Source organism: Butyricicoccus intestinisimiae (genome assembly GCF_018918345.1).
Taxonomy (GTDB): domain Bacteria; phylum Bacillota; class Clostridia; order Oscillospirales; family Butyricicoccaceae; genus Butyricicoccus_A; species Butyricicoccus_A intestinisimiae.
Map to the genome: position 1 here is coordinate 182558 of NZ_JAHLQI010000005.1, position 23119 is coordinate 205676.

The following is a 23119-nucleotide window of genomic DNA, read 5'->3' on the forward strand; positions in this document are numbered from 1 at the left end:
GATATGACAAACATTCGAGACTATATCAAGCATCATATTCTGCTGTTTGACGGCGGTATGGGCACTTATTTTTCTACGCGCAATCAGAGCGTGGGAAGCGGCTGTGAGCTGGCCAATCTCAGCCAGCCGGAGCTGATTGCGGACATTCATCGGGAATATTTGGAGGCGGGCAGCAAGGCGATTAAGACCAATACTTTTGCTGTCAATCGCGTCAATTTTCAGGGCAATGAAGAACTGGTTGAACGCACCATTCAGGCAGGTTGGAAGCTCGCCTGTGAAGCGGCAAAGGATCAGGCATATGTCTTTGCAGATATCGGACCGATTTCCGGTCTGCCGGAAACCATGGACATTCGAGAGGAATTTCGCTTTGTTGCGGACTGCTTTCTGCAGCTTGGCGCACAGCATTTTCTGTTCGAGACCAACGCAAATGCAGAGGGGCTAAAAGAGACAGCGGCATATATCAAGCAAAAGAATCCGGACGCATATATCATTGTCTCGTTTGCGATTCAGCTGGACGGCTTCTCGCGGGACGGCAGTTTTGCGGCGGATCTGCTGCATGAGGTACAAGCGTGCACAGACATTGATTCGATAGGCTTTAACTGTGTTTGCGGCGCACGGCATATGCTGGAGCTGGCACAGGAGTTGGATCACACCGGCATCACGCTGTCCTTGATGCCGAATGCCGGTTATCCGGTTGTCATCAACAATCGGTCGTTTTATGAAGGCGATCCGGTGTACTTTGCGGCACAGCTGTTGGAAATGGCAAAAGAAGGCGCCGGTATTCTGGGCGGCTGCTGCGGCACAACACCGGTGCACATTGCACAGGCAAAAAAAGCACTGGACGGCTACACGCATACCAAGGAACCCAAGGCGAGCAAAAAGCAGCGCGTCGGACTGGTCGATACGCTGCCGGAGAGCTTGTTCTGGGAAAAGCTGCGCAAGGGTGAGAAGGTAGTTGCCGTTGAATTGGATCCGCCGGCCAACGCGGATCTGAGCAAATTTATGAGCGGCGCGTGGATGCTCAAAGGCGCCGATGTCGATATTATCACCATTGCGGATTGTCCGATTGCGCGGGCACGCGTGGATTCCAGCCTGCTGGCGTGCAAAATTCGGCGCGAATTGAATATGGATGCGCTGCCGCATATGACTTGCCGTGACCGCAATCTCAATGCGACCAAGGCACTGCTCATGGGACTGCACGCCGAAGGCATACGCAATATTTTGCTGGTCACCGGCGACCCCATTCCGACGGCGGAGCGCGATGAGGTGAAGAGCGTCTATCAGTTTAATTCCCGCAAGCTGGCATCGTTCGTGTCCTCCTTGGGACAGTCGGTTTTGCCGAGCCCGTTCCATCTGTTCGGCGCGCTCAATGTCAATGCACTGAACTTTGATGTACAGCTGCGGCTCGCCAAAGGAAAACTGGAGCGCGGCATCATTGGCTTCCTGACGCAGCCGATTCTGACTGAGCAGGCGTTTGAAAACCTCAAGCGTGCACGCGAAGAACTCGGCGGTGCGTATATTTTGGGCGGTATTATTCCGGTTGTCAGTGCGAAAAATGCACGATTTATGGACAGCGAAATCAACGGCATCCGCGTCGATGAAACCATCACACAGATGTACGAGGGGAAAAATCGCGCGGAGGGCGAGGAGCTTGCCGTCACGATTTCCGCTGAAATTGCCAAGCGCATTGCGCCGTATGTCGATGGCTACTATCTGATGACACCGTTCCAGAGAACGGCGCTCATCTGTCGTATTTTGGAAAAAATCAAAGAGCAAGCATAAATACCGAAAGAGACCGTCTGATTCAGACGGTCTCTTTCGGTATATGGATATGAAAAAAGGCTTCGGTATCAAACCGAAGCCTTTTGATGTACATTGCTAGGCAGCAAATTACTCCTGAGAGATTGCACCCATCGGGCAAGCGCCAGCGCAAGAACCGCAATCCAGGCATGCACCTGCATCGATCTGATACTTGCCGTCACCCTCGGAAATAGCACCTACCGGACACTCGCCAGCGCAGGAACCACAGCTAATGCATGCATCGCTAATCTGATAAGCCATAATGATATACCTCCTAAAAAACTTTACATATTAAATGTCAGAATATAAAATAAAGAAAGATGCACAAACGTTGTGCGATTTCTTATGTACCTATTGTATCATAGATTTTCGAGAAATCAACTAAAAAAATTCAAAAAAATGAAATAAATCTAAACGGAGTCTAACTTTAATGTGCAAAAAGTTGCGAAAAATTGGGTTTTTAATGCAAAAAATCTCGCAATTCTGCGTATTTTTCAAAACATTGCCTGAAAAAAAGAAGTAAGCCTATGTTAATAAAAATAGAAAAATTTTTATTAGAAATTTTGGTGAAATTTTCTGTAGAAAAAAGCAGGCAAACCGCGTCAAAAACCGTCAACGCGCCTTGTAGAAACGAGAAAAGTGTGCTACAATAAGTAGGCTTTTGGGTTTTTGTGGAGAAAATCAAAAGAATACTGTTATAGAAGGACAAGAAAATATGAAAAATGTCATCAAAAAATGGAATGATATCAGTTTGATTCTCCGTATCATCATCGGTTTGATCATTGGTATCATTCTGGCACTGATTGTGCCGCAGGCGGCAGGCATTTCTATTCTGGGCACCATGTTTGTCGGTGCACTGAAAGCAATCGCGCCGCTGTTGGTATTTATTTTGGTTATGAGCTCGCTGGCGCAGGCATCTTCGGGCATCGGTAAGCAGTTCCGAACGGTTATTTTTCTGTATCTGTTCAGCACGCTGCTGTCGTCGGCTCTGGCTGTTTGCGCGAGCTTTGCCTTTCCGGTCAAGCTGAAGCTGGCTGAGGCTGCTGCTTCCGAAACAGCTCCGCCGAGCGGCATGGCAGAGATTTTCAGCAACCTGCTCGGCAACATCGTATCCAACCCGATTGATGCGCTGGTAAACGCGAATTATGTCGGCGTGCTGACATGGGCGATTATTCTGGGTCTGGCACTGCGCAACATTGCATCCGAGCACACCAAGGAATCGCTCACGGAACTGTCCAATGCGGTATCACAGGCAGTGCGCTGGATCATCAATCTGGCACCGTTCGGCATCATGGGTCTGGTGTTTACAACCGTGTCGCAAAATGGTCTGGGCATTTTCAAGGATTACGGCAGCCTGCTTCTGCTGCTGGTCGGCTGTATGGCAGTGATTGCGCTGATCATTGACCCGCTCATCGTTGCGCTGTGCCTGCACAGAAATCCGTATCCGCTGGTGTTCCGCTGCCTCAAGGAGAGCGGTCTGACCGCATTCTTTACACGCAGCTCTGCGGCTAACATTCCGGTAAATATGGCGCTGTGCGACAAGCTGGGACTGGATAAAGATATTTATTCCGTTTCGATTCCGCTCGGTGCGACCATCAATATGAACGGTGCAGCGATTACCATTACCATTATGACGATGGCCGCTGTACATACGCTGGATATGTCGGTCAATATTCCGACGGCGTTGGTTCTGGCACTGCTGGCAACGCTGGGTGCATGCGGTTCGTCCGGTGTCGCCGGCGGCTCTCTGCTGCTCATTCCGATGGCGTGCTCGCTGTTCGGCATCAACAATGATATTGCGATGCAGGTTGTCAGCGTCGGCTTTATCATCGGCGTGCTGCAGGATTCCTGCGAGACCGCAATCAATTCCTCCGGCGATGTATTGTTCGCCGCCACTGCAGAATTCCGCACTTGGATGAAGCAGGGCAAGGAGATTAAATTTTAATCCCAGAACAAAACAATCCCCTGTATCTCGTAGAGGTACAGGGGATTTCTTCTTGAAAAGAATTATGCGTCCTCCGGCGGAATGTGCTGGGAGATGCCGTAGCTTTTGTATGCACTGTTGTGTGTGACATCGCGGAGGATAGAAAGAAACGGCGGAAAGGCAATGTGCTGGTGCGGGTCATTGACCTGAATTTCCAGCAATGCCTGCTGTTTCCAAAACGGATAGACATCAATTTCAAAATAGAGATTGTTTTCCGTCAGGCAATAGCGATTTTTGCGAATCTGCCGCAGTGAGGTATCTGCATCCATGAGCAGGCTGAGATACTCGTCTTTGGTGAGCCGCTGTTCGGTTTCAAGAAAATGTCCGTCAGCGGTTTGCTGGACTGTGGTTTTGACATAAATATAGCTGCCGTGGCTGCCGCGCTGGCGCACGCGCACAAGCGGTTCTCCGTCCTGTCGAATCAAATAGGTCTGAATGATCTCGACCTTGCGGCAGTTGGGCAGGCGTTCCAATGCCTGTAAATCCGGCATGCGGATGAGATAGCGGCGTTCGGTCTCAAAGGCGTTCGGTTCACCGAGAAAATGCGTAATTTCGCTGACGAGACGCCGCATCTTGCCGGTGAAATCCGTAGAATTGTCGATGATGCGCAAATACGGGTGTCCGGTCCAGCAGGTAATGATTTTTTCATCCATTGCAATGGCCTGCTCCGGTGTTTCTGTGCGCGCTTGATTGTTGGATAGCGTATAGAATTTTTCGGCGCCTTTTGCTGCTGTCACGAGATGAAAAACGGCGTCGTAGTTATCGCGGAACGCAATCTCGCTGCCGCCCAGCTCACGGCACAGAGATTCCCATTCGACGTTTGTCATGTAAGCTTTGTTATCGGAAATGCCGCGGTCTGCGACAATCAGAATTTTTTCGTTTTCCATATTGTTGGCTGCCATCTCAAACACGCGCTCTTTCTGAATTTGCAGAGAGACGAGTGCTTTTTGAAAATCATAGTTGGTGTTGACCGTCCACGGTGCGACACCGCCCAGAATCAGTTCAGATGCAGTTTCCGGAATAAAAAGAACTTTATAGCCTTGTTTGGAGAGATTGCTCTCAATCCATGCCATAGCAGTTGACTTGCCGCCGCATGGCCCGCCGGTGATGACGATTTTGGTAATAGATTTCATGCGTGGGTAACTCCTTTGATGATACTATCAGTATATCGGCTGCAAACAGGGAAGTCAATGACTGCAGAGAGACAAAACCCGACAAAATTCATAGTTTTGTTATAAATTTCCTGCGTTAGCGGTTTTCATTGGCATTTTGATATGATATGATGATAGGCATAGAGAATAGAACGATATTCATAGAAAGAAGGGTGAATGATACGATGAAGAGAAGACTGGTGTATCCGGATGTTCTGCGTGCAGCGGCATGTGTTGCGACTGTCCTTTTCAGCACGTGCATTGCGGCGGGATACACACCTGCGATTGGATTGCTGACATGGGTGTGTCCGATGTTCCTCATGCTCAGCGGCATGTTCTTTTTGGATGGCAGCTGGTATCTGAGCGGAAAAGAGCTGGGAAAATGCTATGTGCTGCGTCTGGTCATCGCTTATCTGGTATGGGGAATGTTTGCGATGCTGGTCAATGCGCTGACCGGAAACGTTTTGCAGGGCATTCTGACCGGCAGCTCATGCTATTTGAACTTTTTGTTTGTGCTGTTTATTTTGTATGCGTTTTCTCCGGTGCTGCGCGTGTTTACCCGCGCGGCACAACCGAGAGAACTGGCGTATCTGGTCGTGTTCGGCGTGCTGCTCGGCGGCGTATATCCGTTTGTCCAAAGTCAGATTGGCTCGGTGCGCGTGGCGGATTATGCGCTGATGGGCTTCGGGTATCTCGGCGTGTTTGCCGCCGGATGGTATCTGCGCACGGCATTTCTGACGCGCAAGCAGCTGCGGATTTTTTATCTGCTCGGTGCGGTCTGCGTGATTTTGGCATTTCGCGGTCTGTGGGGCTTTGATTCATTCTCAACCGATCCGGCACAGCTGATGCTGTCTCCGGATGCACTGCTCATTGCGACAGCAATTTTCTTGGTGACCAAGAATACACTGGCAAAAAAACGCCTGTCTGTCAAGATTATGCGTCCGATTGCTCGATTGGCGCAGCTCAGCTTTGGCATTTATCTCATCCATCCGATTTTGCTGGCGGTTTTGTGCTGGGTTCTCAATGACTATGGAATCTATCTTCCGGCGGGATTGTTTGTCATTGGCGCTTCTGTGCTGCTGCTTGTGGTTTCCGGCGGCCTGACGTGGCTCATCCGCAAAATCCCGACTGTGGGACGGTATCTCGTATAAACAAGAAAAAATCGGCATCGAGTTTGTCGCTCGATGCCGATTTTGTTATGCGCGCAGTAAGTATTGATGAATCGCTTCGGCGCAGCCGTCATGGTCGCAGTCGGACACGACAACATCCGCCATATCTAAAATCTGCTGGCGGGAATTTCCCATGGCAACAGCCAGACCGGCAGCTTTTAAGACCTCTAAATCATTTGGCGCATCGCCGACCGCGATGGTCTCGGAAATCGGAATGTGCAGATGCTCGCACAGCTTGCGCAGACCGACAGCCTTGCTGACGCCCTTGGCGCTGATTTCCAAAGACGTTGCTTCGGCATGTGCCATGGTGACCGGAATCTCTGCATCCAGTATTTGCTGTTCGACGCGCTGGCGGGATTCTGGGTTAGTGAAATATAAATTCAGCTTGGCAACAGGAAAAGGGTTCTCGCGATACTGCGCGAAAAGATCCTCCCATTGTTCCGCGTTGCGCTCAAATAATCCCTGATATTGTCCCATGCCGAAGTGCGCCATGTTTTGGCAGTGGCTGCGCTGGATGATGGAAGTGGTCTCGCCGAGCAGATGCACCATGATATCCTGATGCTCCACAAAATCCAGAATTTGGCGGCAAGTCGTTGTAGCTAAGCTACAGCTGTAAATTGCCGTGTTTGTCTGTCGGTCGACCACCAAGGCGCCGCTGACACAGTTTAAATATCGCACCTCGGAAAGCTGAGGCAGATATTCCCGCAGTTCCGGCAGGCAGCGTCCTGTGGATAAGATGACGTTTTTTCCCGCTTTGACTGCGTCGGAAATCGCAGTGAGACTGGAGGAAAGAATTTTTTTGTTGGAATCGAGCAGTGTGCCGTCCATATCGAATGCAATGAGCTGATAACGCATGTAGAATCTCCTTTATACAAGAATCGGGGTGATGCCGCTGTTTTGAAGCTGAGCATACATTTCGGCATCCAGCTTGCTGTCAGTAATGACGGTTTTGATTTGGCTGCTTACGTTGAGAGGAACGGTTGACGAATGAGCAAATTTTTCACTCTCGGTCAGAACAATCAGCTCGTCTGCCTGATGCGCCATGTCGCGCACAGCCTGCGCGCGCATAGAATCACGGTTGGTAAAGCCTGTGCGCGGTGAATAACCGTCTATGCCGAGGAAAAAATGCGGAACGTAGAAGTTTTCTGCGCATTGGCGAACCATCGGTCCGACAAGCACCTGTGCATGCGGCTGATATATACCGCCGAGTACAATAATCTGAAAATCCGTTCGATTTCGGATGTAATCAGCAATAAAGACACTGTTTGTCAAAATCGTCAGGTTATGCTTGGTCTGCGTCAGAACTTCCGCCAGTAAGGCGCAGCAGCTGCCGTTTTCAATCATCAGTGTCTCACCATCCGAGACCAGCTCAGCAGCACGAACGGCAATGCGGCGCTTTTCTTCATAGTGATAGGCGATGCGGTATGCGACGTTTTCCGCGCTGCACAGGCGAGCAAAACCGTGTTCGCGGATGACAATGCCGCGGCGTTCCAATTCATCCAAATCCTTACGGATTGTGACCTGCGATACCTGCAATTTTTTTGCAAGGGCAGAGACATCTATTTTTTGTTCCTCTGTCAACAGAGACAGAATGGTCTGACATCGGTTATTCATGTTTGTTCCTCCGGTTTTCTTCGTGAGAACAGTATACCAAATTTACGAATGAAAGTAAAGATTCTTTTGTTACAAATTATACTTGTGATTTTTTAGAAAATTAGATATAATACAAGCAATGAAATCAATAAACGATTTCAAATGAAATAAAACAAAACAGAACTGCGCTTTCGCCGCATGACTTTTCTGCCGGCAGAAACAGCACAAGGTGAGAAAGCCGGATCTGTTTTGGAACTGCCTGCAGACCAGAAAGTGTGAAAAAATTGTAAAGATTTCCTTGACAGTTTATAAAAAACATGTTACTATTTATACAACGTAAACGGAATCGTTGGAATGTTACCGGTCAGGCGGGCGTAACCAACTCTGTACAGCGCTGAATCTATCGTATAGAGAAGATTGCTGTGTAGGGGTGGTTTATTTTTTTCCTGATTGACAAGCAGAAGGGACAGGGGATATGAAGGTCAAAAAAGTTTTTAACAACAATATCCTCTGTGCGATCGATGAAGAAGGAAACGAAGTGATCGTTACCGGAAAAGGTCTCGGCTTCCAAAAGCATACCGGCGAAACCCTTGACAAGAGCAAAATCGAAAAGACCTACCGTATGGTAGATAAGCAGGAGCAGCGCAAGCTGCGTGAGCTGGTCGAGCAGATCCCGATGGAGGATTTGCAGCTGACAGAACAGCTCGTCGCAGACATCAAGCGCAGCATTACCCAGCCGCTCAATGAATCGCTTCTCATCACACTGACCGATCACATCAGCTTTGCGATGCAGCGCAAGCAGCAGGGCATTGCGTTTACCAATCCGCTGGCGGGTTCTATTATGTGCTACTATCCGGCGGAATATCAGATGGGACGCCGCTGCTTGGAGACCATCCGGCAGAAAACCGGCATTGCGCTGAATGACGATGAGGCATCGTTTATTGCTCTGCACATTGTCAATGCGGAGATGAATACGCACATGTCAGAGATGTATGACATCACCAAGCTCATAGATGGCTGCATTGATGTGGTAGAAGCGTATTATCACAAGCAATTTGACCGGCAGTCGTTGGACTTCAGCCGATTTGTCGTGCATCTGCGTTACTTTGCCAAACGCGTTTTTCAGGGAAAAACGCTGCCGGACAACAGCGATGCAAATGATGTCAATTTCCGGCAGATGATTGCCTATAGTTGCAAAAAGCATTATCAATGCGCACAGCGCATAGCAGACTATCTGAAAAACACGTGGGACAAGACGTTGTCTGAGGAAGAATTGATCTATCTCACGATTCATCTCAAGCGCATCAATATGAGCGCATAAAAAGAAAAGATTGAAATCCGATTCGGATTTGGGATCGTTACCTAATTTGGGCGAAACCCATACGAGTCTTACAAAACACGTACTGACACGGTTGGTATGTCTTTGTGGGATTGGTATGGGTTTTTATATTTTCTTTGGGACATACTCATAGTATGTGTCACAAAAGCCAAACAAAGAGGAGGAGATTATATGAAAGAAAAAAAGAGCAGTGTTGTATTCGCCACTGCCCAGCAGATTGGTAAATCCTTGTTCCTGCCAATCGCCGTGCTTCCGTTTGCCGGAATCCTGCTGGGTATCGGCAGTTCGTTCACCAACGAAACGACCATTGCAACCTATGGTCTGAGCGGCGTTCTGCATCCGGGTACGCTGCTGTATTCCATCATGCTCATGCTCAACTATGCGGGCAATGCGATTTTCAGCAACTTGGCGCTGATTTTTGCGCTGGCAGTTGCACTCGGCATGGCAAAGAAGGAAAAGGGCGTTGCCGTTCTGTCGGCAGGCATTTTCTACTTGATTATGCTGACAACTATCAATGTGCTGTTGACGTTAAACGGCTCAATTGTAGACGGACAAATCGCAGAGGGCGTCAAGGAAGGCGCAATTGCGAATGTCCTAGGCATTCAAACCTTACAGATGGGTGTATTTGGCGGCATCATTGCCGGTTTGATTACCGCAGTGCTGTGCAACAAATTCTATAAGACCCAGCTGCCGGACGCACTGTCCTTCTTCGCTGGCACGCGATTTGTTCCGATTGTCAGCATGGTATTTGCTATCATCACCGGCGCGATTTTGTTTGTTGTTTGGCCGGTCATTCAGAACGGCATTTATGCACTGGGCGGTCTGGTACAGGCTTCCGGTTACTTTGGAACCTTCCTGTACGGCTGCATCGAGCGTGCGCTGATTCCGTTTGGCCTGCATCATATCTTCTACATGCCGTTCTGGCAGACCGGCGTTGGCGGCACAGCTGTCATCGACGGCGTGACCGTTATGGGCGCACAGAACATCTTCTTTGCAGAGCTGGCATCCCCGAACACCGTCAAGTTCTCTGTAGACGCTTGCCGTTTCCTGACCGGTAAATATCCGTTCATGATGGGCGGTCTGCCGGGTGCTGCACTGGCTATGTATGTTTGTGCTCGTCCGGAGAAGAAGAAGGAAGCTGGTTCTCTGCTGTTCTCCGTAGCACTGACTGCATTCCTGACCGGCGTTACCGAGCCGATCGAGTTTACTTTCCTGTTCCTTGCTCCGGCACTGTTTGCTGTACACGTTGTACTGGCTGGCGCATCCTTCGCAATCTGTCACATCCTGCAGATCTGCATCGGTACTACATTCTCGGACGGCTTGATTGACTTTATTCTGTACGGCGTTCTGCCAGGTCAGGCAAAGTCCAACTGGATGACGCTGATTCCTGTTATCGTTGTATATTTCATCCTGTACTTCTTTATTTTCCGCTTCTTCATCCGCAAGTGGAATCTCAAGACGCCGGGTCGTGAAGAAGACGGCGAAGAAGTTAAGATGATGACCAAGGACGAATACCGCAAGGCTACCGGCATCGGCGTTGCAGGCGGCAAGGCTGCAAACATTGATCCGAAGGCTGTCAATGTCCTGAAGGGTATCGGCGGTTCCGAAAACGTAACCGAAATTGACTGCTGCGCAACGCGTCTGCGTCTGACGCTGGTAGACAGCGGCAAGGTCAATCAGCCGCTGCTCAAGGCAACCGGTGCATCCGGCGTTGTCATCAAGGGCAATGCGATTCAGGTTATCTATGGTCCGTCTGTAACCATTGTTAAGTCTAATCTGGAAGAACTGGTAGAACAGATTCGTGCCGGTGCTGTATCTGAAGCCGCTCTGATGGGCGAGCCGGAACAGCCGAAGGAAGAGGCAAAGCCGGAACCGAAGAAGGAATCTTCCGGCACAGCAAAGTCTTGGGTACTCGGTGCGCATCTGAACGGCACGGTTGTACCGATGGATCAGGTCAAGGATGAAGTATTTGCGTCCGGTGCACTCGGCGATGGCGTTGCCATTGAGCCGACCGAAGGCAAGCTGTATGCTCCGGCTGACTGCACGGTTGTCAATATCTTTGAGACCAAGCACGCGATTGGCTTGTCTGTCGATGATGATGTTGAACTGCTGCTGCACATCGGCATTGATACCGTCAAGATGGGCGGCAAGGGCTTTGAAGCGCATGTCAAGGAAGGCCAGACCGTCAAGAAGGGCGATCTGCTCGTATCCTTCGATATGGATGCCATCAAGGCAGCAGGTTATCTGTGCACCACACCGATGATCGTCTGCAACACAGATGATTACAAGGAGATCAAGGCAGTCGCTTCCGGTACCGTCAAGGCATCGCAGGATCTGCTAGAGATCAAAAACTAAGTTTTTTGCAGGGAATTTCCCTGTGAAGATAAATCCCCCCTATTCTTTATTTATCTATTCTATTTCCAACCGCACCCGCTTTCTGATAACAGAGGGCGGGTGCTGTATTTTATCTGGGACTATGATATAATAAATAAAAATCCATGTTTTATGGGAGAGAGACAATGAACTTCTGCACAAATTGCCGAATAAATAAAAAACGGTGTCCAAGAGCTTTAAAAGTAAAAACTGTAGAAACGGATCGGAAAGTTTTGCCGCAAGGAACAATTATACATGGAGATTACCAGATCTATGGGGTGCTTGGTGCTGGTGGTATGAGTGTTACTTATTGTGCTTGCACGAGATTAAAACCATTTGTGCTTAAGCAATTTAATCCGACCGCAGAGAATAGAAAAAATTTGAATATGCAAAAGGAACGTGCAACATTTATAGGAGAAGCACGAAAATTACTCATATTAAATCATCCGAATATTGTAAAGATAGAAAATATTATTTCGGATGAAGAGAATATCTTTTTGGCGATGGAATTTTTGATAGGGGAGTCGGTACAGTCTTATCTTAATAGAACCAACCGGATTTTTTCTGAACAACACGCATATAATTTGATGAGAAACATCTTTGATGCGTTGGAAACTGTACATCAAAAAGGAATGATTCATCGAGATGTTAAGCCTTCTAATATTATGATTTGCGCATTGGATCAAACGATGAAGCTGATTGATTTTGGCAATGCTAGACAGATAGATACGCATACCAAATCTGCAGTCGTATCCAGTGGATATGCACCGATTGAACAATACGATCCACATGGAAAACAAGGTACTTGGACGGACGTCTATGCACTCAGTGCGGTACTATATCGACTGATAACTGGGAAAGAACCACAGCCATCGTATTTACGATGCATTCAAGATAACATGCATGCACCGTTGGGCATGGAACATGGTGAGGCACTGATGAAGGGACTGGCTGTTCAACCGCAGGATCGCTGGCAGACGATAGGAGAATTGCGCGCTGCACTCGGCAATCTCAAGACAAAAGCAATATCCAAAGCATCATCGCGTAATCGTCAAACAAAACATGTGAGAGATGCATCCTATGACCGTCCGACGGAATATGTGCGGGACGCATCGTGGGATAAGAAGACAAACTATATACAGCATGATCATAGCGTCAGTGGGGAAAAAGATGACGTGCAGGTGTTTGAGCAGTATAAAAAAGCAGCGGAATCTGGAGATATTGATGGGATGATACATCTTATCCGCTGCTACAGAAAGGGTATTGGCACAAAGAAAAATTGGAAAGAGGCATGGCGTTGGTCAAAGAAAGTGGCGGAAATAACAGTGGAAGCAGAATAGAGTGAGTGTCGATCTTCATAAAATTGTGCTTTTCCAATAAATCCTCTTGTGCTATACTAAACCTAACAACAAACAACAGGAGGGAACATCCATGAATTTACAGACACGTATTCCGATTTCCAACGGGACATCCATTCCGTGTGTGGGCTTCGGTACATGGAAGACACCAAATGAAGAGGCGGAGAAGTCCGTCGCAGAGGCGCTGCGCGTCGGCTACCGCCACATTGACACGGCGACAGCCTATGGCAACGAGGCGGGTGTCGGCAAGGCAATCGCAGAATCCGGCATTGCGCGAAAAGACATTTTCCTGACCAGCAAGCTGTGGAACCCGCATCAGGGCTATCAGAGCACGCTGGATGCCTTTGCGCGTTCTCTGGAAATGCTTCAGACCGATTATCTGGATTTATACCTGATTCATTGGCCGCATGACCGCAAGTATTTTGACAACTGGGAAGAAATGAACATCGAAACGTGGCGTGCGTTTGAAAAGCTGTACGGTGAAGGCAAGATTAAGGCGATCGGCGTCAGCAACTTCCGTCCGCGTCATATCGAGAATCTGGTCGACAATTGTGAGATTGCGCCGATGGTGGATCAGATCGAAATTCATCCGGGTATGCCGCAGGATGACATGATTGCATACTGCCGCGAGCACAATATTGTCGTTGAGGGCTGGAGCCCGATGGCAACCGGACGTATTTTCTCTGTTCCGGAAGTGCAGGAGCTGGCAAAAAAATACGGCAAGACCGTCGCGCAGGTTGTTCTGCGCTGGCATGTACAGCGCGGTGTCATTCCGCTGCCGAAGTCGGTAACGCCGTCCAGAATCGCAGAAAACAGCCGGATTTTTGATTTTTCTCTCGAAGAATCCGATATGCAGGTTATCAGCAATCTGCAGGGCTGCGGCTGGTCCAATCTTGATCCGGACAATTTGATTTATTGATGAACAATGCCCACTTTTCTAAGGTACAGAAGAGTGGGCATTTTACCGGAAAAGCGCAAGAATCTATACAGGAATAACAGCGGAATGCGGATTGACGGAACAGGCAAGGATGACTATACTCTATATTTGTACGGTTCATTAGAGAATAGAAATGGAGCAGAAACATGGTAACGAGACTAGAGCGCCGCGTGTGTCCGCATGCGGTGTCCGGCAAGATGTTCTGGCTGTGCGCCATCACGTATATTATCGCTTTATTCGGAAGAATGAGTTATTCCGCGGTGATGGTTGCGCTGATTGCAAACGGCAGTATGGATGAGGCACAGGCGGGACTCATCGGCACGGCGTTGTTTGTCGTGTACGGCGTGTCGCAGATTTTCAGCGGTTTGATCGGTGACCGCATCAGCCCGAAAAAGATGATTTTTGTGGGCTTGATTGGTTCCGGTATTTTGAACCTTATTATGGGTTTGACAGGACAATATGCGGTCATGCTGGTGGTCTGGGCACTCAACGGATTGTTTCAGTCAACCATGTGGTCTCCCATTGCACGTATTTTTGCCGAGCAGATGCCGCCGGATGAGCGCAAAAAATGCTGCAATAACATTGCGGTGACCTATCCGCTGGCGACCATTCTCGCCTATGTGCTGGCAACGGTATTGCTGACGGCTTGGAACTGGCGCGGCGTATTTTTGCTGGCGGGCGGCATGATTATTATTACGGGCATCAACTGGATGATTCGCATGAGCTGGTTTGAAAAACAGATAGAAACCAGTGATGAAATCGAAGTGATTGAGCTGCAGCCGAAGCAGACACAGAAAAAAGAAAACATGCTGCGTTTGCTGCTGCTCTCCGGCATTGTGCTGGCGACGATTCCGGCTATGACGCACGGTATGCTGCGCGATGGCATCCAGACTTGGCTGCCGACCTTGATGACGCAGAATTTCCACTTTGGCACGTCAGCGTCTGTTGCACTGGATATTATTATTCCGGTGTTTAATATGCTGGGTGTGTTCTTTACCAAGGCGCTGCCGAAAAAATGGACGGAAAACGAACTCAAAGCGTCTGCGGCATTTTTTGCCGTGACGATTATCGTGTTGATTGTGCTGGATTTGGTTTGCAATGTCAGCGCCGTGCTGTCGCTGATTCTGCTGACTGTAGCAAGTACCTGTATGACAGGCGCAAATATCATGTTAATCAATTTAATTCCGGTGCATTTTGGCGTAGTCGGACGCGCTTCATCTGTGACGGGTATTTTGAATTGTTCGGCATATGTTGGTTCGGCGATTTCCAGTTTTGGTGTCGGCGCAGTTGCACAAAATTTTGGCTGGGGGTCAGCCATTGCGGTTTGGGTCGGCTTTTCGCTGCTTGCGCTGTTGGCATCGCTGGGCGGATGCAGGCGCTGGGGCGTGTATGAACATCGCTTAGACAACCGCGAGCGCGCAAAATCATAAAATGAAAACAGGCTTTTCTCTGAAAAATCAGAGAGAGCCTGTTTTTTGATCTATGTATGCGTTTATATTTCGATTTCAAATTCCCGCAGGTACTTTTTCAGCCTGCGCAGAACGGAATTTGCCGTGCGCACGTGCTGCTGTCCCTGCTGGCGCATATCGGGCGCCACGTCCTCGTAGTCAAGAATATCATTGAGTGCGTTGCGCTGACTTTTTATCAAGTCATAGACCGGAAGCAGGGTGTCGGGGCGGAAATCCGTCTGTCCGATGAGCAGCTGGTCCTGTACAGCACCAAGCCGCTGGGCGTAAGCGTCCAGTTCCTTGCAATCGGTCTCGGAAAGCTCATTGGTTTGCGCGTCGTGGTCAACGTTTTCTATTTCGATTTGCAGAGCGGAAATGCAAAATTCTATTTCCTGCGGTGTCAGATGCAAAGTCGGCTTTTCGGTGTTCGGCATCGTATCAACTCCTTTATGGACATATCTTAACAGAAAACAGACGGACAGGCAAGTGCATACTTGACAAAAAACGGTGGATATGTAATACTATACTATATGGTTATCAAAACTATGTTTATCGTGAGGAATATACCATGAAGAAGAGCAAGACCGTTATTCTCGTTGATTCCGGCTGTGATGTTCCGCAGTCTTTGATTCAGAAATACGATATGAAGGTGCTTCGGCTGCGCGTTTCATATGAAAACGAGCACTATATGGACAGCGTTGCGCTGGCACATGATGTATACAAGCGCTTTCCGGAGGAAATTCCGCATACCTCCACACCGGTTATGCAGGATTATTATGACATCATTGAGGAGATCAAGGAAGAAGGCTATGAAAATGTCATCGGCGTCTTTATTTCCAGCAAGCTGAGCAGTACGTATAATACGGCACGGCTGATCTTTGAGGAGCATCCGGAACTTCAGTCGTTTATTTTGGACTCGAAAAACATTTCGATTGGCTCAGGACTGCTTGCGATTTGGGCAGCGGAACAGGTGAGCAAACAGATTCCGTTTGAAGAAATCTGTGCAAAGCTGAGCGGAAAAGTCAGTGACAGCAAGGTGTTCTTTTATATGGACACCTTGGAATATCTGCGCAAGGGCGGCCGGATTGGCGGTGTTGCATCCGTAGCAGGCAGCCTGCTCAAGATCAAGCCGATTATTTCGTGCAATGAGGAAGGCTCCTATTATACTGTGGAGAAAATCCGCGGTGCAAAGGCGGGAAAAGAAAAGCTGCTGCATCATGTAGAAGCTTTCTGCGGCGGCAGACCGGCGCTGCTGGCGCTCATGAACGGAGGCGCACAGGAAGAAGCGGCGGCCATCAAGCCGATCCTGAAAAAGATCATCAAACAGGGAAAGATTGTGGCAGAAGATCAGATTACCGCAACGCTGGCGATCAACACCGGTCCGGGACTGGTAGGCATTGGCATTTTGGTCGATCCGTAATTATGTTACAAATATGAAATGAGAAAGGCAGGAGCGATGCTCCTGCCTTTTTGTCATGCTTGTTTTTGTTTGTCAGATGCGATGAGCAATCGCAATGCTTGTACTGCGGTTTGCACACATGCTGTGGTGTCATGCACTTGTATGTCCTCCAGCCCCATCGCGCGGCGGGTTTGATTGCCGAGCACGAGCAAAATCGTTCCGACACGCACGCGGCGCACCGCGCCGACGATAAACAGTGTCGCGGATTCCATTTCACTCGCCAGCGCGCCGCAGCCGAGCCAAGCATTCCACTTTTGCTCCAGCTCCGCAGATACCGGCATATTTTCCGGTTCATGCTGTCCGTAGAATGAATCCTTGCACTGCACAACGCCGGTGTGAAACCGGTGCCCGGCCTGTGTCGCTGCCTGATGCAGCGCCTGCACGACATCAAAATGCGGTGTCGCCGGATATTCAATCGGTGCGTATTCTGTGCCGGTGCCGTCCATACGCACGGCACCGGTTGCGATGACCAAATCGCCGCCCAGCACATCCGGCTGCATACCGCCGGATGTGCCGACGCGAATAAACGTATCTGCGCCGCAGTGTACCAGCTCTTCCAACGCAATGGCTGCGGACGGACCGCCGATGCCGGTTGAGCACACACTGACCGGTACGCCGTCCAGCGTGCCGGTATATGTGGTAAATTCGCGGTTGGATGCGATTTTTACCGGATTGTCAAACAGAGCTGCAATTTTTTCGCATCGTCCGGGATCACCGGGCAAAATAACATATCTGCCAATGTCGCCGGACTTGATTTTCAGGTGAAATTCCATATTCGGGCTGTAAGCCGTTGCCATGATACTCCCTCCTGTCTGACAAAGAAGCAGAACCTGTTATGCCTTGTATGCGGTGCCGATCTTGTCTGCTTCCATGATGGCAGCGTATACTTCGTCTGCGGTGATGTCCTTGCGCAGATTCTTGGTGGACTGCGTCGGAACAACAGCAGCTTCTGCTACCTTGCGGATTTCCTCTTCCTTGACATCGGTGATGCCCAGATCAGCCAGCGTCATCGGCAGACCAACCAGCTTCATAAATGACAGAACTTCGTTCATCTCGCCTTCGGAAGCATGCTCCAGAACCAGCTGCGCCAGTGTGCCAAAGGCAACCTTTTCGCCGTGGTACATGCCGTGTGCCTGCGGAACATAAGCAAAACCATCGTTGATGGCGTGAGCTGCTGCCAGACCGCCGCTCTCAAAGCCGACGCCGGACAGATAGATGCAAGCCTCAACGACATTTTCCAGTGCATCGTTGGACTGCTTGGCCTCCAGTGCTTCCAGCGCACCGACGCCGTCGCGAATCAGAATGTCATAGCACAGCTTGGACATCATCAGTGCGGTGTTGGAGCACTGGCCACGCGCCATGGTCTTGACACCGGATGCCTTGCATGCGCGTGCTTCAAACCAAGTAGCCAGCGCATCGCCCATGCCGGCTACGAGCAGACGCTTCGGAGACTGTGCAATCACAGCGGTATCTACCAGAACGAGATCCGGATTGCGCTTCATCATCAGAGCCTTGATGACAACGCCTTCGTCGTTATAGATAACTGCAACGCCGCTGCACGGGGAGTCGTTGGATGCAACGGTCGGGATGATAACCAGCTGATAGCCGCCCAGATTGGTGACAACAGCCTTTGCGGTGTCGATGACCTTGCCGCCGCCGACGCCGATGACAACATCGCAGTTGTTTTCGGTGACAGCATCCATAACGCGGGTGATTTCCGCCTTGGTGCACTCGCCGTTGAACTCGCAGAAAATAACTTCCTTTTCTACCGACTTCAGACTCTCCTCAATCTGTACGCCAACGCGCTTTTTGTTGTTCGGGGAGCAGAGGACGAGAAACTTTTCGCCCATCTTCTTGACATTGCGGCCGAGGTTTGCCAGCTCACCGTTGCCCTGCATGTAGCGAGCAGGGGACTTGATACCATAAGACATAATATATGGACTCCTTTCCATGTGACGAGTGCCGATGTATTTTGAAAACATGCAATCAGCAATTACCCGTATCTTTACCTTCAGTGTACCAAAATCCAATCCTTTTGTAAAGAAAAAACGAAAACGGCAGCCGTCTGAAAACAGACAGCCGCCGCATGCGTGCATTTCGTTATTTGATAAAGCTCTTGTCAACGGTTGCGCTCGGCAGATTGATGCCGGCGCTGGTGTAAATATCCTCATAAATAAAGGAGAGCAGATAATCTGATGCTTCTCGCAGGTCATAGACGTAGCACCAAGCGCGGCTGGACGGCATAATACCGCCCCAAGCATCGACATGGCTGCCCGGAAGGGCGTCCTGCTCCAAGGTCGGTTTGCTCGTGAGCAAAAACTGTGACAGCTTGAGAATCTCGGAATAGTCCAGAGATGTGGTGCACAGCCCCAGTCCCTGACGGATCAGTGCGGGATATTGGGTCGCGGTCAGACTGCCCGCTTTGGAAAACAGAGAGGCCATGACTTCGCGCTGACGGCTTGTGCGCATGTCATCGCTGTCCAAATGGCGGATGCGGGAATAGGAAACCGCTTGTTCTCCGTTTAATGTCACGCTGTCGCCGGCAGTCAGGGATTTGCCGCATTCGCCGAGATACGGAATCTCAGCTTCGCTCAGATTAACCTGTACGCCGCCGAGCATGTCCACGATGCTCGCCATTTCGCTGAAATTGACAGCGACATAATCGGTAATATTGAGATTGAAGTTTTTGTTGAGCGTTTTCACGGCGAGCTGTGCGCCGCCGTATGCATAGGCGTGCGTGAACTTCTCGTATACATCTTTATCCGGAATATAAACCAAGGTGTCGCGGGCAATGGAACACAGCTTGATTTTGTTGTGTACGCGGTCAATGGATAGAATCATGGTCGCGTCCGAACGGCCTTTTTTGCTGTCCTGACTGTCAATGCCGAAGATGGCAATGTTTTTGATATCCGCGTTGTTTAAATCGGTTTGCTCATTGACGGCGAGACGATCTACTGCATTGTCCACGGCGTCCTCAAAGGAAGAATCGTGCTCGAGTGCGCCGAAGAAATACTGATACGCGCCGAAGCAGGCCGCGCAGACGATTGCCAAGAGCAGAAGAATATATACGAATATTGACTTTTTCCTCATGGGAGACCTCCTGATTCTTTTGTGTTTCTATTGAAATAGCAATTGAATTGCATGGAATTCCTGTAAAAAAGTATACAGGGAAAGGGTAAAAAATACAAGGAAACTTTTTGTAAAAGCAATGGAAAAAAGACAAGATTGTGTTGTTTTTGGGAGGAAATGCGGAAGGAAAAATTACAAAATATGAAAAAATAATAAAAAACACAAAGAAATACTGCTTCAAAGATAGTGAAAAAATAAACAAAGAACTGCCAAGGAGCTGCGTGGGAACACAAGAGAAGATTGGACGAAAAAATAGGAAAATTTTTATAAAACAGCAATTTATTTAATAAAATAGCGAAAAGCGTGTGCGAGAACGCAGGGAAAAATGGGGCGGTGGTGACAAGGTGCACAAAGGCACGCGCGACAAAAAAACGAAATTTCATGAGCAAAAATAAAAATAACAGAATAAAAATGCGAAATAATGCAAGAAAATGACGATAATGTACTATAAAAGATGAACAGTATCTAAACAAGAAAAATAAACGAGAATTGTAAGCAATATATTTCATGTTAATGTTGTATAAAAAATCTGCATAAAACTTAGAAGAATTGCATGAAAAATGCGTATTTGGTCAAAATCAACAAATAAATACTTGCAATTGTAACATTGTGGTGTTATTCTTGATACATCAAAAGTCGAGAGCGTCATCCCAAACGCAAAAGACAGAAAAGAAGAGGAGAGAAACTATGAAACTGAAGAAAATGATGGCAGTCGTTCTGGCAGGCGTTACCTGCGCAGGCATGATGGCTGGTTGCGGACCGTCCGGCGACGATTCCAAGGCTTCCGGTGGCTCCGGCGAAAAGGGAACAATGACACTGATCATGTCCACACGTGATGAGTTCCTGTCTACGCTGGAATCCGCAGCTATGTCCTCCGCAGAAGAAGCAGGCGTTAAGCTGACTTCTCAGGACGCACAGAATGACTCTGCAAAGCAGATTCAGTACATTGAGACCGCAGTAAACGGCGGTGACGAAGCTGTTATCGTAAACCCGGTAGACTCCGATGCAGCACAGTCCCTCGTAGACGCAGCTGGCGACACCCCGCTGGTATTTGTAAACCGTCCGCCGTCTGACATGGAAGTTCTGGCAGCAAAGAATGTTGGCTTCTGTGGTTCTAACGAGGATACCTCCGGTTACTTCCAGGGCGAGTATCTGGCTGACCACTTCAAGAAGCAGGGCAAGACCGAAATCAAGTACATCCTGCTGCAGGGCGAGTTGGGTCAGGTATCCCAGATCAAGCGCTGTGCAGGCGTTCTGAAGGCACTGAAAGACAACGGCATCAAGGCAACTTCCGTTGTAGATCTGGCTGGTAAGTACGACCGTGCAGAGGCAATGAACAAGATCAGCCCGGTTCTGACTTCCGGACAGGAATTTGACTGCATCATCTCCAACAACGACGCAATGGCTCTCGGCGCTATCGAGGCTTGCGAAGCTGCTGGCATCGATCCGGCTTCCTTCCCGATCGTTGGTATCGACTGCACCAAGGACGGCGCAGCAGCAGTACAGGCTGGCAAGATGGCAATGACCGTTTACCAGAACCCGCTGGGACAGGGCAAGGGCTGCATCGAAGCTGCTCTGAACCTCGTTGAAGGCAAGGCTGCCAACGATGGCACCTCGTTCACCAAGGATGACAGCGGCAAGGACTACAGCGATTCCATCGTTTGGATCCCGTTCGAGCCGGTAACCAAGGACAACGTAGCGGACTATCTCTAATGTAAAAGCAGTTATCTTTGAGAGAGAAGGATAACAACTGATGATTGAGTGAGACGTTGAGGGCGTCGGACATAGTCTGACGCCCTCATTTAAGCAAGAAGGTAGGAAAGGCAGGGTGAACACAAACGTGAGTGAGTATATCCTCGAAATGCACGACATTGTCAAGGAATTTCCGGGCGTAAGAGCTCTGAAAGGCGTACAGCTGAACGTTCGCCCCGGTACCGTTCATACTCTGATGGGTGAAAACGGTGCAGGTAAATCGACACTGATGAAGTGTCTGATCGGCATTCAGCCGTGCACCTCTGGCAAGATTATCTTCGACGGCAAGGAAGTGGAGTTTAAAAGTCCACTGCAGGCGATGAACGCAGGCATTACCATGATCCATCAGGAGCTGTCTCCGGTACCGGATCGTACCGTATGCGAAAACCTGTGGCTTGGCCGCTTCCCGATGAAGAACAAGCTGATGTGTGACCACAAGCGGGCACGCAAGGAAGCAAAAGAACTGTTTGAAAAGTGGAATCTGGCGCTGAATCCGGACGATATGATGAGAGATCTGACGGTAGCTCAGCAGCAGATGGTAGAAATTGCAAAGGCCGTATCTTACGATACAAAGGTCGTAGTCATGGACGAGCCGACTTCCGCTCTGACCGAGACGGAAGTAGAGCATCTGTTCGATATTATCGCGGATCTGAAGTCCAAGAACGTTGCAATCATCTACATTTCTCATAAAATGGAAGAAATCTTCCGCATCAGTGATGACATCAGCGTATTCCGTGACGGTGAGTACATCGGCACAGACCGCGCAGCAAACCTCAACGTGGACAAGGTTGTAGAGATGATGGTAGGACGTCAGGTTGGCAACATGTTCCCGAAGGTAGATTGCGAAATCGGTGATGTTATTCTTGAGGTTAAGGATCTGGCATCCGGCAAGGCGTTCGAGCACGTAAGCTTCCAGGTACACCGCGGCGAAATCTTTGGATTCGCAGGTCTGGTAGGTGCGGGTCGTACGGAGATTGTAGAGACCATCTTCGGTATGCGCAAAAAGACCGCCGGTCAGATTTTCCTCAATGGCAAGGAAGTTAACATCAAGAGCCCGGAGGATGCAATTGCAAACTCGATTGGTCTTCTGACCGAGGATCGTCGCGGCAATGGTATCTTTGGACTGCTTGATATCACAGAGAATACTGTAATGGCATCCCTGAAAAACTATGGTTTCCCCCAGAATCATAAGAAGATGGAAACGGATGCAATCAAGTGGAATCAGGCAATGCGCACCAAGACTCCGTCTATGCGTCAGCGCATTATGAACCTGTCCGGCGGTAACCAGCAGAAGGTGCTTTTGGCGCGCTGGCTGCTGCTCAATCCGGACATCCTGATTGTCGACGAACCGACTCGTGGTATCGACGTCGGTGCGAAGTCTGAAATCCATTCGATTATCACACAGCTGGCAGGCGAGGGCAAGGCAATCATCATGATTTCCTCCGAGCTTCCGGAAGTATCCGGCATGGCTGACCGTATTCTGGTTATGTATGAGGGTCACATGATGGGTATCATTGACCGTAACCGTGACGGCGGCGATCCGTATGATTCACAGGAACTGTTGACCTATGCACACGGCGAAAAGAACGACTTCGCCACTGCCAAGTAAAAGAAAGGGGAGACTCTC

At 49.3% G+C, this 23119-nt stretch carries 19 protein-coding genes; 11 read left to right on the forward strand and 8 right to left on the reverse strand.

Annotated features, from left to right (window positions below; genetic code table 11):
• Positions 1-3: 3 nt before the first annotated feature.
• Positions 4-1782 (forward strand): bifunctional homocysteine S-methyltransferase/methylenetetrahydrofolate reductase, encoded by a 1779-nt coding sequence (locus tag KQI75_RS10415; protein WP_216470734.1) that lies wholly within the window; start codon positions 4-6, stop codon positions 1780-1782.
• Positions 1783-1890: 108 nt separating this feature from the next.
• Here the strand turns inward: KQI75_RS10415 and KQI75_RS10420 are convergent, their stop codons facing one another.
• Positions 1891-2061, reverse strand: coding sequence for a DUF362 domain-containing protein (locus KQI75_RS10420; protein ID WP_216470735.1), 171 nt, complete (start codon positions 2059-2061; stop codon positions 1891-1893).
• Between the two features lie 454 nt (positions 2062-2515).
• Between KQI75_RS10420 and sstT the strand changes: the two genes are divergently transcribed.
• Positions 2516-3745 (forward strand): serine/threonine transporter SstT, encoded by a 1230-nt coding sequence (gene sstT, locus KQI75_RS10425; RefSeq protein WP_216470736.1) that lies wholly within the window; start codon positions 2516-2518, stop codon positions 3743-3745.
• A 62-nt stretch (positions 3746-3807) separates the two neighbouring features.
• Here sstT and KQI75_RS10430 read toward each other — a convergent pair whose 3' ends face one another.
• Positions 3808-4917 (reverse strand): AAA family ATPase, encoded by a 1110-nt coding sequence (locus KQI75_RS10430; protein WP_216470737.1) that lies wholly within the window; start codon positions 4915-4917, stop codon positions 3808-3810.
• Between the two features lie 203 nt (positions 4918-5120).
• Between KQI75_RS10430 and KQI75_RS10435 the strand changes: the two genes are divergently transcribed.
• On the forward strand, positions 5121-6086 hold the full coding sequence (locus KQI75_RS10435) for an acyltransferase (protein ID WP_216470738.1): 966 nt from the start codon (positions 5121-5123) through the stop codon (positions 6084-6086).
• Positions 6087-6131: 45 nt separating this feature from the next.
• Here KQI75_RS10435 and KQI75_RS10440 read toward each other — a convergent pair whose 3' ends face one another.
• Entirely contained in the window at positions 6132-6959 is an 828-nt protein-coding gene (locus KQI75_RS10440; protein WP_216470739.1) for a Cof-type HAD-IIB family hydrolase, read from the reverse strand.
• A 12-nt stretch (positions 6960-6971) separates the two neighbouring features.
• Positions 6972-7718, reverse strand: a complete 747-nt coding sequence (locus tag KQI75_RS10445; RefSeq protein ID WP_216470740.1) for a DeoR/GlpR family DNA-binding transcription regulator — start codon at positions 7716-7718, stop codon at positions 6972-6974.
• A gap of 454 nt (positions 7719-8172) precedes the next feature.
• On the opposite strand from KQI75_RS10445, the gene licT reads away from it, so the two are divergent.
• The 5 genes from licT (at position 8173) to KQI75_RS10470 (ending at position 15134) form a co-directional block, all read left to right on the forward strand.
• A complete protein-coding gene (licT, locus tag KQI75_RS10450) occupies positions 8173-9018 on the forward strand; it encodes a BglG family transcription antiterminator LicT (RefSeq protein WP_216470741.1) in 846 nt (281 codons plus the stop codon).
• 189 nt (positions 9019-9207) lie between these two features.
• Positions 9208-11391: a PTS transporter subunit IIABC gene (locus tag KQI75_RS10455; protein WP_216470742.1), complete on the forward strand. Its 2184-nt coding sequence runs from the start codon at positions 9208-9210 to the stop codon at positions 11389-11391.
• A 164-nt stretch (positions 11392-11555) separates the two neighbouring features.
• Positions 11556-12749 carry a serine/threonine-protein kinase gene (locus KQI75_RS10460; RefSeq protein WP_216470743.1) on the forward strand — a complete coding sequence of 398 codons (1194 nt, stop codon included), beginning with the start codon at positions 11556-11558 and terminating at the stop codon, positions 12747-12749.
• Between the two features lie 91 nt (positions 12750-12840).
• Positions 12841-13686 (forward strand): aldo/keto reductase, encoded by an 846-nt coding sequence (locus tag KQI75_RS10465; protein WP_216470744.1) that lies wholly within the window; start codon positions 12841-12843, stop codon positions 13684-13686.
• Positions 13687-13850: 164 nt separating this feature from the next.
• Complete coding sequence (locus KQI75_RS10470) at positions 13851-15134, forward strand: MFS transporter (protein ID WP_216470745.1); 1284 nt, start codon at positions 13851-13853, stop codon at positions 15132-15134.
• Positions 15135-15196: 62 nt separating this feature from the next.
• On the opposite strand, the gene KQI75_RS10475 is transcribed toward KQI75_RS10470, so the two are convergent.
• Entirely contained in the window at positions 15197-15586 is a 390-nt protein-coding gene (locus tag KQI75_RS10475) for a hypothetical protein (protein WP_216470746.1), read from the reverse strand.
• Positions 15587-15720: 134 nt separating this feature from the next.
• Between KQI75_RS10475 and KQI75_RS10480 the strand changes: the two genes are divergently transcribed.
• The gene (locus tag KQI75_RS10480) at positions 15721-16572 is read left to right on the forward strand and encodes a DegV family protein (protein WP_216470747.1); all 852 of its coding nucleotides are present in this window, start codon (positions 15721-15723) and stop codon (positions 16570-16572) included.
• Positions 16573-16625: 53 nt separating this feature from the next.
• Here KQI75_RS10480 and udp read toward each other — a convergent pair whose 3' ends face one another.
• The 3 genes from udp to KQI75_RS10495 form a co-directional block, all read right to left on the reverse strand.
• Positions 16626-17408 carry a uridine phosphorylase gene (udp, locus tag KQI75_RS10485; RefSeq protein WP_216470748.1) on the reverse strand — a complete coding sequence of 261 codons (783 nt, stop codon included), beginning with the start codon at positions 17406-17408 and terminating at the stop codon, positions 16626-16628.
• A gap of 36 nt (positions 17409-17444) precedes the next feature.
• Entirely contained in the window at positions 17445-18542 is a 1098-nt protein-coding gene (locus KQI75_RS10490) for a glycerol dehydrogenase (RefSeq protein ID WP_216470749.1), read from the reverse strand.
• 169 nt (positions 18543-18711) lie between these two features.
• Complete coding sequence (locus KQI75_RS10495; RefSeq protein ID WP_216470750.1) at positions 18712-19701, reverse strand: LCP family protein; 990 nt, start codon at positions 19699-19701, stop codon at positions 18712-18714.
• Positions 19702-20427: 726 nt separating this feature from the next.
• Between KQI75_RS10495 and KQI75_RS10500 the strand changes: the two genes are divergently transcribed.
• Positions 20428-21453, forward strand: a complete 1026-nt coding sequence (locus KQI75_RS10500; RefSeq protein ID WP_216470751.1) for a substrate-binding domain-containing protein — start codon at positions 20428-20430, stop codon at positions 21451-21453.
• 127 nt (positions 21454-21580) lie between these two features.
• Positions 21581-23101: a sugar ABC transporter ATP-binding protein gene (locus tag KQI75_RS10505; protein WP_216470752.1), complete on the forward strand. Its 1521-nt coding sequence runs from the start codon at positions 21581-21583 to the stop codon at positions 23099-23101.
• Positions 23102-23119: the final 18 nt, after the last annotated feature.

Coding starts and splice junctions, on each gene's coding strand:
- KQI75_RS10455 (WP_216470742.1), top strand. CDS start 9,208: ATGAAAGAAAAAAAGAGCAGTGTTGTATTCGCCACTGCCCAGCAGATT.
- licT (WP_216470741.1), top strand. CDS start 8,173: ATGAAGGTCAAAAAAGTTTTTAACAACAATATCCTCTGTGCGATCGAT.
- KQI75_RS10470 (WP_216470745.1), top strand. CDS start 13,851: ATGGTAACGAGACTAGAGCGCCGCGTGTGTCCGCATGCGGTGTCCGGC.
- KQI75_RS10440 (WP_216470739.1), bottom strand. CDS start 6,959: ATGCGTTATCAGCTCATTGCATTCGATATGGACGGCACACTGCTCGAT.
- KQI75_RS10475 (WP_216470746.1), bottom strand. CDS start 15,586: ATGCCGAACACCGAAAAGCCGACTTTGCATCTGACACCGCAGGAAATA.
- KQI75_RS10460 (WP_216470743.1), top strand. CDS start 11,556: ATGAACTTCTGCACAAATTGCCGAATAAATAAAAAACGGTGTCCAAGA.
- KQI75_RS10465 (WP_216470744.1), top strand. CDS start 12,841: ATGAATTTACAGACACGTATTCCGATTTCCAACGGGACATCCATTCCG.
- KQI75_RS10495 (WP_216470750.1), bottom strand. CDS start 19,701: ATGAGGAAAAAGTCAATATTCGTATATATTCTTCTGCTCTTGGCAATC.
- udp (WP_216470748.1), bottom strand. CDS start 17,408: ATGGCAACGGCTTACAGCCCGAATATGGAATTTCACCTGAAAATCAAG.
- KQI75_RS10490 (WP_216470749.1), bottom strand. CDS start 18,542: ATGTCTTATGGTATCAAGTCCCCTGCTCGCTACATGCAGGGCAACGGT.
- KQI75_RS10480 (WP_216470747.1), top strand. CDS start 15,721: ATGAAGAAGAGCAAGACCGTTATTCTCGTTGATTCCGGCTGTGATGTT.
- KQI75_RS10420 (WP_216470735.1), bottom strand. CDS start 2,061: ATGGCTTATCAGATTAGCGATGCATGCATTAGCTGTGGTTCCTGCGCT.
- KQI75_RS10445 (WP_216470740.1), bottom strand. CDS start 7,718: ATGAATAACCGATGTCAGACCATTCTGTCTCTGTTGACAGAGGAACAA.
- KQI75_RS10500 (WP_216470751.1), top strand. CDS start 20,428: ATGAAACTGAAGAAAATGATGGCAGTCGTTCTGGCAGGCGTTACCTGC.
- KQI75_RS10415 (WP_216470734.1), top strand. CDS start 4: ATGACAAACATTCGAGACTATATCAAGCATCATATTCTGCTGTTTGAC.
- sstT (WP_216470736.1), top strand. CDS start 2,516: ATGAAAAATGTCATCAAAAAATGGAATGATATCAGTTTGATTCTCCGT.
- KQI75_RS10430 (WP_216470737.1), bottom strand. CDS start 4,917: ATGAAATCTATTACCAAAATCGTCATCACCGGCGGGCCATGCGGCGGC.
- KQI75_RS10435 (WP_216470738.1), top strand. CDS start 5,121: ATGAAGAGAAGACTGGTGTATCCGGATGTTCTGCGTGCAGCGGCATGT.